Annotated in this window: 15 protein-coding genes and 2 tRNA genes; 9 read left to right on the top strand and 8 right to left on the bottom strand. The window is 48.1% G+C overall.

From position 1 onward, the window contains the following. The gene (locus ACE6F3_RS06980; protein WP_041342299.1) at positions 1-1,893 is read right to left on the bottom strand and encodes an AMP-binding protein; all 1,893 of its coding nucleotides are present in this window, start codon (positions 1,891-1,893) and stop codon (positions 1-3) included. 333 nt (positions 1,894-2,226) lie between these two features. Between ACE6F3_RS06980 and iorA the strand changes: the two genes are divergently transcribed. Both iorA and ACE6F3_RS06990 read left to right on the top strand, forming a co-directional pair. Then, entirely contained in the window at positions 2,227-4,023 is a 1,797-nt protein-coding gene (iorA, locus tag ACE6F3_RS06985) for an indolepyruvate ferredoxin oxidoreductase subunit alpha (RefSeq protein ID WP_279115582.1), read from the top strand. Between the two features lie 4 nt (positions 4,024-4,027). Beyond that, entirely contained in the window at positions 4,028-4,612 is a 585-nt protein-coding gene (locus tag ACE6F3_RS06990) for an indolepyruvate oxidoreductase subunit beta (protein WP_279115581.1), read from the top strand. A 6-nt stretch (positions 4,613-4,618) separates the two neighbouring features. Here ACE6F3_RS06990 and ACE6F3_RS06995 read toward each other — a convergent pair whose 3' ends face one another. Genes ACE6F3_RS06995 through ACE6F3_RS07005 form a run of 3 tightly spaced genes read right to left on the bottom strand, consistent with a single transcriptional unit; the run spans position 4,619 to position 5,707 of the window. Next, the gene (locus ACE6F3_RS06995; RefSeq protein ID WP_010936653.1) at positions 4,619-5,107 is read right to left on the bottom strand and encodes a CBS domain-containing protein; all 489 of its coding nucleotides are present in this window, start codon (positions 5,105-5,107) and stop codon (positions 4,619-4,621) included. A 14-nt stretch (positions 5,108-5,121) separates the two neighbouring features. Next, positions 5,122-5,322 (bottom strand): hypothetical protein, encoded by a 201-nt coding sequence (locus tag ACE6F3_RS07000; protein ID WP_010936654.1) that lies wholly within the window; start codon positions 5,320-5,322, stop codon positions 5,122-5,124. 1 nt (position 5,323) lies between these two features. Continuing rightward, positions 5,324-5,707: an iron-sulfur cluster assembly scaffold protein gene (locus ACE6F3_RS07005; RefSeq protein ID WP_010936655.1), complete on the bottom strand. Its 384-nt coding sequence runs from the start codon at positions 5,705-5,707 to the stop codon at positions 5,324-5,326. A gap of 179 nt (positions 5,708-5,886) precedes the next feature. On the opposite strand from ACE6F3_RS07005, the gene ACE6F3_RS07010 reads away from it, so the two are divergent. The 5 genes from ACE6F3_RS07010 (at position 5,887) to ACE6F3_RS07030 (ending at position 10,697) form a co-directional block, all read left to right on the top strand. Then, positions 5,887-6,129: an SHOCT domain-containing protein gene (locus tag ACE6F3_RS07010; protein ID WP_010936656.1), complete on the top strand. Its 243-nt coding sequence runs from the start codon at positions 5,887-5,889 to the stop codon at positions 6,127-6,129. A gap of 11 nt (positions 6,130-6,140) precedes the next feature. After that, the gene (locus tag ACE6F3_RS07015) at positions 6,141-8,627 is read left to right on the top strand and encodes a heavy metal translocating P-type ATPase (RefSeq protein WP_096476712.1); all 2,487 of its coding nucleotides are present in this window, start codon (positions 6,141-6,143) and stop codon (positions 8,625-8,627) included. A gap of 95 nt (positions 8,628-8,722) precedes the next feature. After that, a complete protein-coding gene (locus ACE6F3_RS07020; protein ID WP_010936658.1) occupies positions 8,723-9,211 on the top strand; it encodes an Hsp20/alpha crystallin family protein in 489 nt (162 codons plus the stop codon). 54 nt (positions 9,212-9,265) lie between these two features. After that, positions 9,266-10,093, top strand: coding sequence for a ferritin-like domain-containing protein (locus ACE6F3_RS07025; protein WP_279115576.1), 828 nt, complete (start codon positions 9,266-9,268; stop codon positions 10,091-10,093). Positions 10,094-10,118: 25 nt separating this feature from the next. Beyond that, positions 10,119-10,697, top strand: coding sequence for a superoxide dismutase (locus ACE6F3_RS07030; protein WP_279115575.1), 579 nt, complete (start codon positions 10,119-10,121; stop codon positions 10,695-10,697). Positions 10,698-10,831: 134 nt separating this feature from the next. Here the strand turns inward: ACE6F3_RS07030 and ACE6F3_RS07035 are convergent. The 3 genes from ACE6F3_RS07035 to ACE6F3_RS07045 form a co-directional block, all read right to left on the bottom strand. Next, positions 10,832-10,907, bottom strand: a tRNA-Arg gene (locus tag ACE6F3_RS07035). A gap of 16 nt (positions 10,908-10,923) precedes the next feature. Beyond that, positions 10,924-10,999, bottom strand: a tRNA-His gene (locus ACE6F3_RS07040). A 70-nt stretch (positions 11,000-11,069) separates the two neighbouring features. Further along, a complete protein-coding gene (locus tag ACE6F3_RS07045; protein ID WP_279115574.1) occupies positions 11,070-11,354 on the bottom strand; it encodes a Smr/MutS family protein in 285 nt (94 codons plus the stop codon). A gap of 129 nt (positions 11,355-11,483) precedes the next feature. Here ACE6F3_RS07045 and hisF point away from each other — a divergent pair, with 129 nt between their 5' ends. Together hisF and ACE6F3_RS07055 are read left to right on the top strand one after the other, a co-directional pair. After that, on the top strand, positions 11,484-12,290 hold the full coding sequence (gene hisF, locus ACE6F3_RS07050) for an imidazole glycerol phosphate synthase subunit HisF (RefSeq protein ID WP_279115573.1): 807 nt from the start codon (positions 11,484-11,486) through the stop codon (positions 12,288-12,290). Positions 12,291-12,390: 100 nt separating this feature from the next. Next, a complete protein-coding gene (locus ACE6F3_RS07055) occupies positions 12,391-13,443 on the top strand; it encodes a DUF128 domain-containing protein (RefSeq protein ID WP_279115572.1) in 1,053 nt (350 codons plus the stop codon). Positions 13,444-13,505: 62 nt separating this feature from the next. Here ACE6F3_RS07055 and mtaB read toward each other — a convergent pair whose 3' ends face one another. Beyond that, positions 13,506-14,747: a tRNA (N(6)-L-threonylcarbamoyladenosine(37)-C(2))-methylthiotransferase MtaB gene (mtaB, locus tag ACE6F3_RS07060; protein WP_279115570.1), complete on the bottom strand. Its 1,242-nt coding sequence runs from the start codon at positions 14,745-14,747 to the stop codon at positions 13,506-13,508. Between the last annotated feature and the right edge of the window lie 12 nt (positions 14,748-14,759).

Below are 14,759 nucleotides of genomic sequence, written 5' to 3' on the forward strand. Positions count from 1 at the left end.
CTACAAAGACCTTACTTTTATACTGGTAGTTACCACGCCCTTGCGCCCGTCCCGATAGGTTACCGCCGCTTCCACCTTTACTTCTTTGTCCAGATGGTACATGGCATCTATCAGGTCTTTATACCGTTCAGATACAAAACCCCGCCGAAGTTTCCGGGTGCGGGTAAGTTCAGCTTCATCAGGGTCAAACTCTTTATGCAGCAAAACAAACTTTTTTACCCGTGAGCCTTCCGGTAGATAGCTGTTTACCCGGATAAGGTCTTTGGCAACTAAATCCGCAACCTCTTTTTTCTGGGAAAGGTCTACAAAGGTGGTGAAATTCAAGCGGTTTTTCTGCGCCCACTTGCTCACCATAGTGAAATCAATATTTATAATGGCGGTTACATATTCCTTGTCTTCACCGCCAACCACCATAGCATCTTTTATATAAGGGCTGAAACGGAGGCGCCCTTCAATATACTGGGGGGCATACTTTATCCCGCTTGCCAGCACGCCCAAATCTTTCAGGCGGTCAAGGAATATCAGGTGGCCCTTTTCGTTTATATTTACGGCATCACCGGTGGCAAACCAGCCGTTTTTAAAGCTCTGGGCAGTTTTTTCAGGGTCTTTGTAATAACCGCTGAACATACAGTCACTGCGGATAAGGAGCTCACCTTCATTAGTCAGGCGCACTTCCGTGCCAAGTGCCGGCCGCCCCACGCTTTCAAAGCTGATATCCCCCTTGCCGTGGGAGGAAATAAACCCGGCTTCGGTTGAAGCATAATTCTGCCTCAGCTCAATACCCATGGAATGTATCATTTTGAATGTATCCAGCGAAAGCACCGAACTGCCGGTAACCCCAAATCTGACCTTACTGACCCCCAGTTTGTCTTTTAAGGGGTGAAACAGCAGCCCGTCAGCTATTTTGTGGCCTATCTTCAAGGGGAGACCGGGCTTGCTTCCGGCCAGAGTTTTTTCAGCCATTTTGTATCCCAGCGGGGAAAGTGCCCTGTAAGCCAGACGCTTAAGCGGGTGGGCATCCATTATTTTTACCTGTATTTCACTCACCAGGCTTTCCCACTGGCGCGGGCCGTAGATAACAAAATCAGGCCCGATTTCGCGGGTATCTTCAGCCACGGTTTCCGGCTCTTCGGGGAAGTTTAAGCGCGCCCCGGAAAGTATATGGGGTACAGTAGCAAAAAAGCTGTCACCCACCCATGAGGCCGGGAAATTTGAAATAAGGTCATCTTTATAATCAAGAGGATAGCGGGCAATAAAACCCTTGGCAGTGGTGATAAGTGAACGGTGGCTGAGCATAGCCCCTTTCTGAAGGCCGGTTGTGCCTGAGGTGTAATAGATAAAGGCTATATCATCCGGCTTGGTAGCACCCAGTAGCTCTTCAAATAAGCCGGGGTGAGCTTTTTCATATTCCTGCCCCAGCTTCACCACTTCTTTAAAGCTTATCAGCATGGGGTCATCATAATTTTTAAGTCCTTTGGGGTCCCAGTAAATAATCTTGGTAAGGTTTGGCAGTTCCGGCAGCAGCTCCAGAAATTTGTCAGCCTGTTCCTGGTCATTTACTACTGCTATTTTTACATCAGCATGACGGGCAATATATTTAACCTCGTCAGGGATAGAGTCTACATATATACCGGTGGGGATTGCACCTATGGCCTGGGCGGCAAATTCCGCCCAAAACCATTCGGGTTCGTTATCGCCGATAATAGCCACCCGGTCAGCAGGTTTAGTACCCAAACTGAGCAGCCCCAAACCGAAATACTTAACCGTACCGTAGTAATCACTCCAGGTATATTTCTGCCATATACCCAGATTTTTCATACACATGGCGGGCTTATTGCCCCATTGTTCGGCGTTATTCTTTACCAGTTTGGGTATCGTGTCTACTTCGGCCATTGCACCCTCTTTATTTATCTGCCAAAAAAACTTCACCTCCCGCTTGGGGGAGGTGAGCTTGTAAAACACTTTTGCTTATTTAAACCGGTCTACCTATTTTTACTCATCAACTGCCCCCGAAAGCGCACACAAAGTGCGCCCGGTAAACATGAAGTAAAAATAAGCATAGCCTGTGTATCTCATCGGCGTAGTGTAACACAGGTATAAATGTGTGTCAAACCATAATATTTCCGCCGTACCTGAAAGCACACTCAAATATACATATCCCGCCTGATTGACAAGCCGCAAGCTATTCATTATCCTAGAACTATTAGCCAAGGGGAGAACAAGGTTTTGAAAAAGCTATTATCCGGCAATGAAGCTTTAGCCTTAGGTGCATATAACGCAGGTCTTAAACTGGCTGCTGCCTATCCCGGCACCCCCAGTACCGAAATAATGGAAAATCTGGCCAGATTTCCGGATATACATACCCAGTGGTCATCTAACGAAGCCGTAGCCGTAGAAGTGGCAACCGGCGCATCTTATACCGGGGTGCGGGCTTTGGCGGCTATGAAACATGTGGGTTTAAATGTAGCCGCAGATGCCTTTATGGCTGCATCCACCACCGGGGTAAAGGGCGGCTTGGTCATAGTAGTAGCAGATGACCCCGGCATACATTCCTCCCAGAACGAACAGGATACCCGCCACTATGCCCGGCTTTCTAAAATGCCGGTGCTAGAGCCGTCAAACAGTCAGGAAGCCTATGATTTTATGGCTTTGGCTTTTGAACTGAGCGAGCGCTTTGATACGCCGGTAATTCTGCGCAGCACCACCCGTGTTTCCCATTCCAGCTCTCTGGTGGAAACTTCTGCTGAAAAACAACCCGCAGCCCAGGCTGCGTTTAAACATGATACCGCCAAACTGGTTATGGTACCCACCGCCGCCCGGGTGCGCTGGCCGAAGGTGCTTAAAAGAGAAGAACTGATAGGCGAATATGCCGAAAACTGCCCTTGTAACCAGTACATACCCGGAAATGCCAAACTGGGTATCATAAGCAGCGGCATTGCCTTTCAATATGCTAAAGAGGTTTTCCCTGAAGCTTCATTTTTAAAGCTGGGCATGACCTACCCTTTACCTAAAAACCTTATAAAAGAGTTCAGCCAGAGTGTTGAAACTATATTTGTGGTGGAAGAACTGGATTCGGTTCTTGAAGATTCCCTGTGCCGCATGGGCATTTCGGCCATAGGCAAAAAATATATACCCCGCAGCGGTGAACTTAACCCGGATATAATCCGGGCTGCGGCAATCAAAGCGGGCATACTGCCTGAGATTAAAGACACTCTGCCAAAAATAAATACCCCGGACTTTCCCAAACGGCCGCCGCTTTTGTGTGCGGGTTGCCCGCATACCGGCATATTTTTTACCCTCAGCACTCTGGGACAGCGTTCGGCTCTGCCCGGAAAGCCAAAGCGTGAACCCAAGCTGGTGCTTTCGGGTGACATAGGCTGCTATACCCTGGGGGCTTACCCTCCGCTTTCGGCCATGGATACCTGCGGCTGTATGGGCGGAAGTATCAGCCAGGCAGTGGGCATGGAAAAGGCCGGCCTTGACGAACCCGTTATAGCCATTATCGGTGACTCCACCTTTATGCATTCCGGCATAAACGGTCTGATTAACGCCGTTTACAACCAGTCAAAGATAACCATACTGATACTGGATAACCGCACGACCGCCATGACCGGTCATCAGGGAAACCCCGGCTGCGGCATTGCGGCAAGCGGCCAAACCGTTACCGAGGTAAATTTAGAAGAACTGGTCAGAGGTGCCGGGATAAAAAACCTGCAGGTCTTGCCCGCTTTTGACCTGAAAGCTTTGAGAAACGGGCTGAAAAACGCCATATCCAGCGGCGAGCTGAACGTTATAATTGTACGCGGAGAGTGTAATGTCATCTGCCGGAAACGCTCCCTGCCAAATACCATAGACACCAGCCTGTGCAACAGGTGTGATGCCTGCCTGCTTTTAGGCTGTCCGGCTATACAGCGTGACGGTGACAAACTCTTTATAGACCCGGGCCTTTGCACCGGCAGTAATTGCAACCTGTGCTCCCAGGTCTGCCCCCAAAAAGCCATTAAAACCAATGAGGCGGCGTAAACTTATGAAAAAGTTTGATATATTGATTGTAGGCGTGGGCGGACAGGGGGTCATACTGGCCAGCAATATTCTGTGTGATGCGGCCATGGCTGCCAGTTATGATGTCAAAAAGACAGATACTTTGGGCATGGCACAACGCGGCGGGAGTGTAGTCAGCCACCTGCGTTTTGATAGAGAAGTATCCTCCCCCCTTATCCCCCAGGGACAGACTGATTTGATAATTGCCTTTGAAAAACTGGAGGCCGCCCGCTATATGGAGTATCTGGGCGAACAAACCAAAGCCGTTATAAATGATATGGCCATGCCCCCGGCCTCAATAAGCCTGGGCATTGCAGAGTACCCTTCAGATGCCGAAATACTGGAGGGATATAAACAACTGGGCATAAAAGCAGATTTTATAGCCGCTAACCAGGCAGTCAAAGAGCTTGGGAATGCCAAAATGCTGAATATTTACCTGCTGGGATATGCCGCCCGTTATCTGCCCTTTGACCATGAGATACTAGCCGGGGCTATAAAAAAACGTTTGCCCCCAAAGTTACTTGAGGGCAATTTGACAGCATTCGCCGCCGGATACGCGGCTTCACGCTAGGTAAAACTAGTTTGTAGTGCAGGTATTATCAGATTCGGCGGTCTCAATATCCACCATCAGCTTGGAAAGCAAATCTGAAATCCTCAGTTCGCCCACCAGCTTGCCAGCGTCATCTACTACCGGTATTTCCACCATTTCCTTTTCGGCCATCAGGTTTACGGCATGGGCAATGGTATCGCCCTGCTTGACGCTGATAATTTCGGAAGTTATTTCTTTAATAGTGCATGACTGGCTGAGACGCAGCACCTCAAAGGCATCCGAGCGGGTAACAATGTGCTTTTCAGACACGATATTCAGCTTCACTTTTACCCACTCAAGCAGCTGCTTAAGCTTAACAATCCCGGTCAAAACGCCATCTTTATTGACCACAAAAAGGACGTGGGTATGGGTATGCGAAGCAAAAGCCTTTATGGCATACTCAATACCCATATCATCCCGGACCATCCGCTTCTCAGATATTTTTTCACACAGTTCACTGACTATAACGTTTTCCAAAATCCCTCACCCGTCTATTTTTCTTTTTGTCCGGTCATCTCTGCCTGGCAATGGGGACAAAATGCTTCCCCCCGCCCGACCAACCCGCCGCAAGCCGGACAGTAAAAAAGTGACAGTTTGCAGGCCTTGCAGAAAGGCATACGCGCTTCCGCTTCGGTAGCAATATCACAGTAGGGGCAAGCAGTCGGATTTTTAGCAGAATTTGAATGTGTCATATTAACCTCTGGCCTGAACTTTGCTTTTATAATCAGCAATAGCGCTGTGCAGGGCTTGGGGGCCCATCTGGGAACAATGGCTGCGGTTCTGCGGCAGCCCCTTAATCTCAGCCTCTACTGCCTTGTTATCAATTTTCATAGCTTCTTCAATTGTTTTATCGGTAGCCATCAGGCTTACCAGACTGGATATGGCCACAGCTGCCCCGCAGCCATAAGTTTTAAATTTTACTTCCACCAGACGGTTATCTTTTACCCTTATGTAAAATTCGGTAACATCTCCGCAAATGTCGTTTCCGGCTCTGCCTATGCCGTCAGGATTTTCCATTTCACCCGAATTAAGAGGATTCACAAAGTATTCCATCACCTTTTCAAAGTAAAAAGCCATTTTCCATCCCCTTTTCCCCGGATACTACTAGGATAACAACTGAAAAGCCAAAAATCAAAATCCCAGCCTTTATATAATTTTAACACATACTTTTGGAGCTTAACAGTCAAATCTGAAATCATATCTGATATGCTATAATATTATATGATATTAATAAATATGCCGAGGAGGCCAAAACCATGATGTTTGACTGGTCAAGTGCCGGCTGGGGCTGGATGTTTTTCGGCGGTATTTTCATGCTGATTTTCTGGTGCGCCATTATCGGCCTAATTATCTGGGGTATTGTTCAGCTTGTCCGGAAAGGGCAGCCCTCATCTTCAGCCACTAAAACCCATTACATGGAAACTTTGAAAGAACGCTACGCCAAAGGTGAAATAAGTAAAGAAGAGTTTGACCAAATGAAGAAAGACCTTTTGTCATAAACTTAAAAATAATGCCTGAAAAGAAACTGCCGGATACTTTGCCAAAGATAATCATGGGTATAAGCGGTATGTCATGTACCAGATGCGCCGCCAGTATAGAAGCGCGTTTGTCAAAAACAGACGGAATAACAGACCCCAAACTGAATTTTGCCTCCGCCAAACTTATATTCAGCTATGACCCGGCCGTTATCAGCCTGGCAGATATCAAATCTATTATTTCGGGCCTGGGTTACGGCGTTATCAGCCGCAAATCTATTTTCCCCATAAAGGGCCTCCACTGTGCTTCCTGCGTAGCCAGAGCCGAAAAAGCCCTGAAGAACACAAACGGGGTTCTCAGTGCCAGTGTAAATCTGGCTAACCAGACCGCCAGTGTGGAATATCTGGATTTTATTTCCTACCGTGAGCTCAGCCAAGCCATAAAAAACACCGGCTACGAACTGCTGCCTGAAGAAACACCCCAAAACGAGCTTAACAGCTCGGAAAATGCCGAAACCCGCAAACTGCAACAGGAACTTACAGTTGCTCTGGTGCTGGGAATAAGCCTTATGATTATAGGATTCCTGCCAGCCTTTGGCGGCAAGGAATTTATTATGTTCTTGCTGGCTACGCCTGTGCAGTTCTGGGCGGGGCTGCGTTTTTACCGCGGGGCATTTGCCGCCCTGAAAAACCGCACCTCGGACATGAATACTCTTATCGCCCTGGGTACTTCTGCAGCTTACCTGTACAGCCTGACTGCTTTGGTCTTCCCCTCAATATTTGATTCCCCGCTGCTGGAAAAGCACCTTTACTTTGATACCTCCGCCATGATTATCGCCCTTATCCTGACCGGGCGTTTTCTGGAAGCCCGTGCCAAAGGGCGCACCTCTGATGCCATCCGCCGTCTGGTCGGCCTTCAGCCAAGTACCGCTTCAATTATCCGGGACGGCAAGGAAATACTGGTGGGCATCAGCGAAGTGGTGGCTGGAGATAAAATTGTTATCCGTCCGGGGGAACGGCTGCCGGTTGACGGGCAGATACTGGAAGGCTATTCCAGCCTGGACGAATCTATGGTAACCGGAGAGAGTATACCGGCTGAAAAAAAAGCCGGGGATTATGTTATCGGCGGTACGTTTAATCAAACCGGCGCATTTACTTACGAAGCTCAAAAAGTAGGGGCGGATACCGCCCTGTCCAGGATAATCCGGCTGGTTGAGGAAGCTCAGGGAAGCAAAGCCCCTATCCAGCGTCTGGCGGACAAAATAGCCTCGGTATTTGTACCGGCGGTTATCAGTATAGCCATACTGACCTTTGTGTTCTGGCTGGTATTAGGGCCAGAGCCATCTTTTACCTATGCCGCTTTAAATATGATAGCCGTACTTGTTATTGCCTGCCCGTGTGCTTTGGGGCTGGCCACACCCACCGCTTTGATTGTGGGTATGGGCAAAGGGGCTGAAAACGGAATACTTATCCGCAGCGCGGTGGCACTGGAGAAAATGCATAAACTGGATACAATTGTACTGGATAAAACAGGTACTCTTACCCGCGGCAAACCGGTGCTAAGCAATCTGGTAAGCCACACCATGGATAAAGACGCCTTCTTAACCCTGGTAGCCTCTGCCGAACAGTTTTCCGAACACCCTCTGGCCAAAGCAGTGGTAAAAGAGGCTGCGCGCAAAAAACTAAAGCTTACCTCCCCGTCAGAATTTTCCGCCCTGCCCGGTGCGGGGTTAAAAGCCACTGTCAGCGGCAAACAGGTACTCATCGGCAACGCAAATCTGATGCAGTCAAACCAGATATCCCTTGCTGAATACCAATCTGAGGCTGACAAGCTCTGGGAAGCCGGGGAAAACCTTATCTTCGTGGCAGCGGAGGGCAAACTTGAGGGTATGGTGGCGGTACGGGATATATTAAAACGCGAATCCCAGGCGGTGGTGGCCGAACTCAAGGCAAATAAACTCCGCACTATTATGCTCACCGGTGACAACCAGCGGGCAGCCAAACGCATTGCAGACGAACTTGGCTTGGACCAGTATATATCTGAGGTAAAGCCTGAAGACAAATCCAGGCTGGTACAGGAACTGCAAGACCAAGGTCACTTTGTAGCTATGGTGGGAGACGGTATAAATGATGCCCCGGCACTGGCAAAGGCAGACGTAGGCATAGCCATAGGCACCGGCACTGATATAGCTATGGAAACCGGTGATATCACCCTTATCTCAGGTGATTTATTCGGTCTTACCAAAGCTATCGTCCTTAGCAAGGCAACTTTTAATACTATCCGCCAAAATCTTTTCTGGGCTTTTTTCTACAATATTATCCTGATACCCGTGGCAGCCGGGGTACTCTACCTGTTTTTCAGCCACAGCGGTGTCCCCCAATCCCTTCATTTCTTCCTGGGAGAATACGGATTTTTAAACCCCATACTGGCAGCTCTGGCCATGGCCGTCAGCTCTCTGACGGTAGTCAGCAATTCCCTCCGCCTGCGCAGGGTAAAACTAAATACATATCTAAAGCAATAACACACCCGTTATAAGTATTGATACGTATTGAGACATTTTTACCGGCATGGCATACTTTTATATAAGGAGAGAGCGGGCGAAAAGGAGGTTTGATTATGACTCTGGAAAGATGGCAACCGGGTTGGTCACTGCGTCCCTGGCGTCCTTTCCGAGAAATACTCAGTCCCGGCCTTTGGAGTATGCTAGCTAACGAACGTGACTGGCTGCCGGCTACCGAAATGCTGGAGCTTAAGGACAAATATCTGATAAAGGCAGAGATGCCCGGCATAAATGAAGAGGATATTGAAGTTTCGGTATCAGATAACGTACTTACCATCAAAGGCGAAAAAAAGTACACCAGCGAAGTATCTGAGGAAAATTATTACTTCAGTGAAAGAAGTTACGGCAGTTTCTCACGCTCTATGACCCTGCCCAACAATACCAGCATCCAGAATATTGCAGCCACTCTGGATAACGGCATCTTGGAAATCAGCATACCCAAGGTATCCGAAGCCAAGGCTAAGAAGGTTTCGGTGACCAAGGCCGCCAAAACCAGGAAAGCCAACATAAATACCAAACCAGGCAATCCAAAAACCAAATCCTGACCGTATGTAGATAGACTGCCCGCTCTGAATAATATAGCTAAGAAAGGACTCCGGATGGATAGACCCAAGATCATTGAGCTGCTTAATAGAGATATGGAAGATGAACACGGAGCTATTATCCAGTATCTGGGTCATGCCTACGCTATAGGTGAAGGAGAGACAGCCTGTGAGATAGAAGCTATTGCCCGTGAAGAAATGCGCCATCTGGATTGGCTGGCAGAGGCCATTACAGATTTGGGCGGAGAACCCAGCTTCAAACGGGGCATGATGGATATGACCGGCCAAACTGTATCCGAATGGATGCAGGCCAATATAGGGCTGGAGAACGGTGCTATTGCCCAGTACCGTGAACATATAAGGCTGATTGACGACCCTAAAATAAAGCGTTTGCTTATGCGTATCCTTTCGGACGAGGAATCCCATCAGAGGGACTTTAAACACTTTGCCGAGAAGACACTACGGGAAAAGATGGCCGACAAGCGCGGGAATGCCACCGGTACTACTGCTGAAAACCTGATCTGGGGCATAAAACATGAATACACAGTTATCCTCCAGTATTTGCTCCAGTCTTATGCCGCCAAAAATGAGGAAACCCGGAAAGAGCTCCAGGACCAGGCCATAAACGAAATGCAGCACATGGGCTGGCTTGCAGAAAAAATGATAGACAAAAAAGGTTTTCCGCATCTGGAACATGGTAAAATTGAAAAAACCCTTGAACACAACAAGATGCTCAAGGCAGATATAGAACTGGAACACAAGGTGGCTGACAAATACGACCAATCCGCTATCCAGTCAACCGAAAGTGACGTAAAAGAATTATTCAAAAAACTTTCAGCCCATGAACGCTACCATGCCGAAGTATTTAAAGACCTGTTAGAATAAAATATATTATTATTGCGGAGGGTGTATGTATACAGCTCATGATTATTCAGCCCTATTAGGACTTGAGGGATTCTCCGACACGCTACTCAAAAATCATTTCACTTTGTATCAGGGTTATGTAAACAACACCAATAAGCTTTCAGACACACTGAAAACTATGCTGGCCGAAGGCAAAACGGCTGCTCCAGAGTACGCCGAACTTAAACGCCGCTTCGGATTTGAGTTTGACGGAATGCGCCTGCATGAATACTATTTTTCAAACCTGGGCAAATCCGCCCCCTTATCAAATACAGGCAAACTTTACCAGGCTCTCTCAGCAGAATTTGGCAGTTACCAGCTCTGGGAAACTGACTTTAAAGCCACCGCCTCTATGCGGGGTATAGGCTGGGTAATACTCTACAAAGACCCCCAAACCGGGCGGCTGTTTAACCAATGGATAAATGAACACGAAACCGGGCATTTGGCAGGAATAACCCCGATACTGGTGATAGACGTATTTGAACACGCCTTTATGACGGATTACGGACTTAAACGGGCGGATTATATTGCCGCTTTCCTTAAAAATATAAATTGGGACGAAGCCGAAAAACGATTTCAGAACTAGACCAGATAGATAAAAAAGGGGGGCAGTTTTTTACTTCCCCTCAATTTAATTTTCATATATATTCAAAATAACTATTTTAACAACAAAAAAGCCCCCGGCTTTTTACTGCCAGGGCTTATATTTAGCTTCAAATATGGCGCGCCTAGAGGGATTCGAACCCACGACCCTCGGTTCCGAAGACCGATGCTCTATCCACTGAGCTATAGGCGCAGGCCGTTTAAAAAAATGGGGTGAGTGATGGGACTTGAACCCACGATCTCCAGGGCCACAACCTGGTGCCTTAACCGCTAGGCCACACTCACCAAAACCACAGTATTATAGCCAAAACCCACCTATCATTTCAATTTATTCTTGCAAGAGCCTTATGTGGCTTTAACGCCGCTCCAAGTAAGCGATAGTTACACCCGAACCGCCCTCCCCGTATTCACCCAAACGGTAAGACTGAACAAGGGGATGCCCCTTAAGCTCTTCCCATACCAGCCCACGGATTACGCCGCCGCTTTTCCCGTGTATAATTTTTATAATCATATGCCCGGCCATAAACGCATCATTCAAATACTGCTTAAATGCCGGCAAAGCTTCATCAACAGTCAGGTGACGAAGGCTGATTTCATTTGGCACATTGTCAGGGCGGCTTCGCTTCAAATTGTACGGCACAAGATATCTTAACATCATAGCCGTATACGGGCAATATCAGGGCAATTCTGCTGCACACCTTTGAACCGCCAACTTTACTTTGAACCTCCAAATAGCATACTATTCCCAAGTGCGCCGGTTTATATGCAAATGAATAAAACTGATGGTGATAAGGTGAACCCTATCAAGATTATCCCCTGTTTAGATGTGAAAAATAACCGGGTAACCAAAGCAATAGAGTTTACCCGAATGGCCGATTCCTTTGACCCGGCTGAAGCCGCTTTGGCATATTCCGGACAGGGGGCGGACGAACTGGCCTTTTTGGATATGACTGCCGTTCTGGAAGGAAGTGCTATCCACACGGACTGGGTTAAAAAGATTATAGGGAATACAGATTTGCCGCTGCTTGCGGGCGGAGGTATCAGAAACCTGAGGGATATTGAAAGTTTGTTGTCTCTTGGTGTAAACAGAGTTGCCCTAAATAACATTACACCCCAAAATCTGGGTTTTTTGGCGGAAGCGGCAGCCAGATTCGGCAGTGAACGTATAATTACGGCTATAGATGGGATTAAAAACCCGCCCGAAAGCGGGCTTCACCGTCTGGAAGCTGTTATGCCCAATACAGACAATAAACATGGTTTGGAACTGGTGAACTGGGTGAAACAGATTGAAAAGCAAGGAACGAGTGCTATTTTGCTTACCAGCCGGGATACTGACGGAACTAAAAACGGCTATGACCTGGAGATGACCAAAGCAGTTGCCCAAGCAGTAAATATACCGGTAATAGCTTCGGGCGGTGCCGGCAGTATGGAGGATATATACGCCGTAATAACCGGGGGCAAAGCCCAGGCGGTACTTGCGGCTTCGGTATTTCATTCCGGCATGATAAATATAATGGAACTGAAAAAATATTTATACTCACGGGGCATACCGGTAAATATGCCGCCCTTCAGATAGTTTCCCATAAAATACACCTGCCGCTGTCCGGCCTAACAAATATAAAAATCTTGCCCTGCATACGGCAAATTATTGCCTTATATGACGGGGCGCTGTTACAATGAATAAAAATCTTACACTGAGGATTAACTTGATAAAACAGGACGGACGCGAAGTAGAGCGCGAAAAATTAGCCATTTTGCGTGTTCTGGCCAGTTGCCAGACACCGCTTGGCAGTAAAATCATTGCCCGCCGCCTGAAGAATGAATACGGCATTGAGCTTTCGGAACGGGCAGTCCGCTATCACCTGATAATGCTGGATGACAGAGGAATGACCTGCAAGATAAGCCGGCGTGACGGCCGGAGCATTACCCAGCTTGGTCTTGAGGAACTGGAGAATGCCCTGGTAACTGACAAAGTTGGCTTTGTTATTGACAAAATTGAGCGTCTGGCCTACCTGACAGATTTTAATCTGGACACCCTTAGCGGCATGGTGCCGGTAAATATATCCTTTTTTGCCAAAGAGCAGTTTAAACCCGCCCTCAGGGCTATGGCACAGGCGTATAAAGCCAATTTGTGCGTAAGTGAGCTGGTGTGCATTGCCCATGAAGGAGACAAGATTGCGGATATCAGCGTACCCGCCGGGCAGGTTGCTTTTGCCACTGTCTGTTCCATTGTAATAAACGGCACTCTGCTTAAGGCAGGTATTCCCATGGATTCCCGCTTCGGGGGTACTTTGCAGTTCCACCAGAATAAACCGCGGCGCTTTACGGATATGATTTACTATACAGGCTCTTCGCTTGACCCCTCTGAAATATTTATTGCCAGCCGGATGACCAGCGTTTCAGAAGTAGCCCGAAGGGGTGAGGGCAAAGTATTATGTAATTTCCGCGAGATACCTGCCGCCAGTTTGCCGCTAGCTGAAAAGATAATAGCCAAACTGAGAAATGCCGGAATTAACGGGGTACTGGTTGTAGGTGAAGCCGGTAAATCAGTTTGCGAAATGCCGTCAGGACTGAATAAAGTAGGTATGATAATGATGGGCGGGCTTAATCCGGTAGCGGCCGCTGTTGAAAACGATATACCGGCAGCCAGTCAGGCCATGAGCGGTCTGATACCCTACAGCAGCTTTAAAAATTACTGGGAAGCGGCAGGCCTTAAAAAACCTGCCTGACAGCTTTTACCTGTCTTTATCTGCACATTTGCCTTAAACTGCCGTTTGGAAATAGTGTTATGTCAAACTGTATCAGCGGCTAACATGCCATCAGCATAAATTTTAACCAATTTCACTTGTGAAATAGTATTAGTCGGCTGGCCGGAAAATCTGCCGTACACCCGTATATAGTCTGAAGTATAGCCAAACCAGAGGCCGTCCCGCATTTTATTCTCCCAGAGTACCTCTTTTCCCAAGCCTTTGCTCTGCCGGCGGTACTGTAAGCTGACACTTTTAGCCGCAACCATCACCAGGGAAAGGCGTTTTTTTATAACGGACGGGTCTATTTTACCCTCCATGCCTGATGCCAGCGTACCCGGCCGCTCGGAATACGGAAAAGCATGCACCCTGGCAAACCCGGCCTGCTGTATATATTTCAAGCTCAGGGCAAAGTCTTCTTCGGTTTCTCCCGGAAAACCCACAATCAAGTCTGTAGTCACAGCCGCACCTGGAACCTGAGTGCGTATTGCCTCTAATGCCCGGTTATAATCACCCAGACTATAAGGGCGGCGCATCAAAGCCAGTATGCGGTCACTGCCGCTCTGCATGGCCATATGAAAATGGCGGCACAAACGGGGGTTTTCCCAAAGAGCTAACAGCCGAGGGGTTATTTCCCCAGGCTGCAAGGAAGACAAGCGCAAACGGGGTATTTGGGTATTGGCCAGAATAGCCTCAATCAACCCCGCAAGGTCAACCCCGCCTGAAGCATACTCGCCGATTTCCGTGCCGGTAAGCACAATCTCCTGATACCCTTCAGCCTGCCTAAGGTTTATTTCGCTGATTATTTCGTCAACCCGGCGGCAGCTTTTATGCCGCCTGACAAACGGCACTATGCAATATGAACAAAAATTGTCACAGCCGTCCTGTATCTTGATAAAACTGCGTGTCCGGCCGTTTTCATACAGAGCTGTCGGGCAGACTTCCGGCGGGAAAAGGCGGCTTATTTCAGCCACAATACCGCTTTTACGGCAATTATCCAGTATCAAATCAGCATCCGGGCAGCTTAGCTTATCCCCGCCGTTTTGGGCATAACACCCCATGAGGCAGATAAACCCAGCCGGATTATGCCGGCGGGCAATACGTATCTGATAACGGGCTTTGCGGTCTGCCACGTGAGTAACCGTACAGCTATTTAAAATATAAATATCCCAGTTATCCTGAGGGCTTACCAGACGGTAACCTGCCCGGGCAAATTCACGCCCGAAGGCCTCGGTCTCAGCCTGATTCAGCTTGCAGCCCAGTGTATCTAAAGCTATATTAAACATCAAACCTGATTA

Origin of the sequence: Dehalococcoides sp. THU4, from assembly GCF_043231265.1 — a bacterium.
Taxonomy (GTDB): Bacteria; Chloroflexota; Dehalococcoidia; order Dehalococcoidales; family Dehalococcoidaceae; genus Dehalococcoides; species Dehalococcoides mccartyi.

Excerpts from the sequence above, each read along its gene's own strand:
- ACE6F3_RS07000 (WP_010936654.1), bottom strand. The coding sequence starts at position 5,322 with ATGACACATTCAAATTCTGCTAAAAATCCGACTGCTTGCCCCTACTGT.
- ACE6F3_RS07015 (WP_096476712.1), top strand. The coding sequence starts at position 6,141 with ATGCCTGAAAAGAAACTGCCGGATACTTTGCCAAAGATAATCATGGGT.
- hisF (WP_279115573.1), top strand. The coding sequence starts at position 11,484 with ATGAATAAAACTGATGGTGATAAGGTGAACCCTATCAAGATTATCCCC.
- ACE6F3_RS07020 (WP_010936658.1), top strand. The coding sequence starts at position 8,723 with ATGACTCTGGAAAGATGGCAACCGGGTTGGTCACTGCGTCCCTGGCGT.
- ACE6F3_RS07030 (WP_279115575.1), top strand. The coding sequence starts at position 10,119 with ATGTATACAGCTCATGATTATTCAGCCCTATTAGGACTTGAGGGATTC.
- ACE6F3_RS06980 (WP_041342299.1), bottom strand. The coding sequence starts at position 1,893 with ATGGCCGAAGTAGACACGATACCCAAACTGGTAAAGAATAACGCCGAA.
- ACE6F3_RS07010 (WP_010936656.1), top strand. The coding sequence starts at position 5,887 with ATGATGTTTGACTGGTCAAGTGCCGGCTGGGGCTGGATGTTTTTCGGC.
- ACE6F3_RS07005 (WP_010936655.1), bottom strand. The coding sequence starts at position 5,707 with ATGGCTTTTTACTTTGAAAAGGTGATGGAATACTTTGTGAATCCTCTT.
- ACE6F3_RS06990 (WP_279115581.1), top strand. The coding sequence starts at position 4,028 with ATGAAAAAGTTTGATATATTGATTGTAGGCGTGGGCGGACAGGGGGTC.
- mtaB (WP_279115570.1), bottom strand. The coding sequence starts at position 14,747 with ATGTTTAATATAGCTTTAGATACACTGGGCTGCAAGCTGAATCAGGCT.
- ACE6F3_RS07055 (WP_279115572.1), top strand. The coding sequence starts at position 12,391 with ATGAATAAAAATCTTACACTGAGGATTAACTTGATAAAACAGGACGGA.
- ACE6F3_RS07025 (WP_279115576.1), top strand. The coding sequence starts at position 9,266 with ATGGATAGACCCAAGATCATTGAGCTGCTTAATAGAGATATGGAAGAT.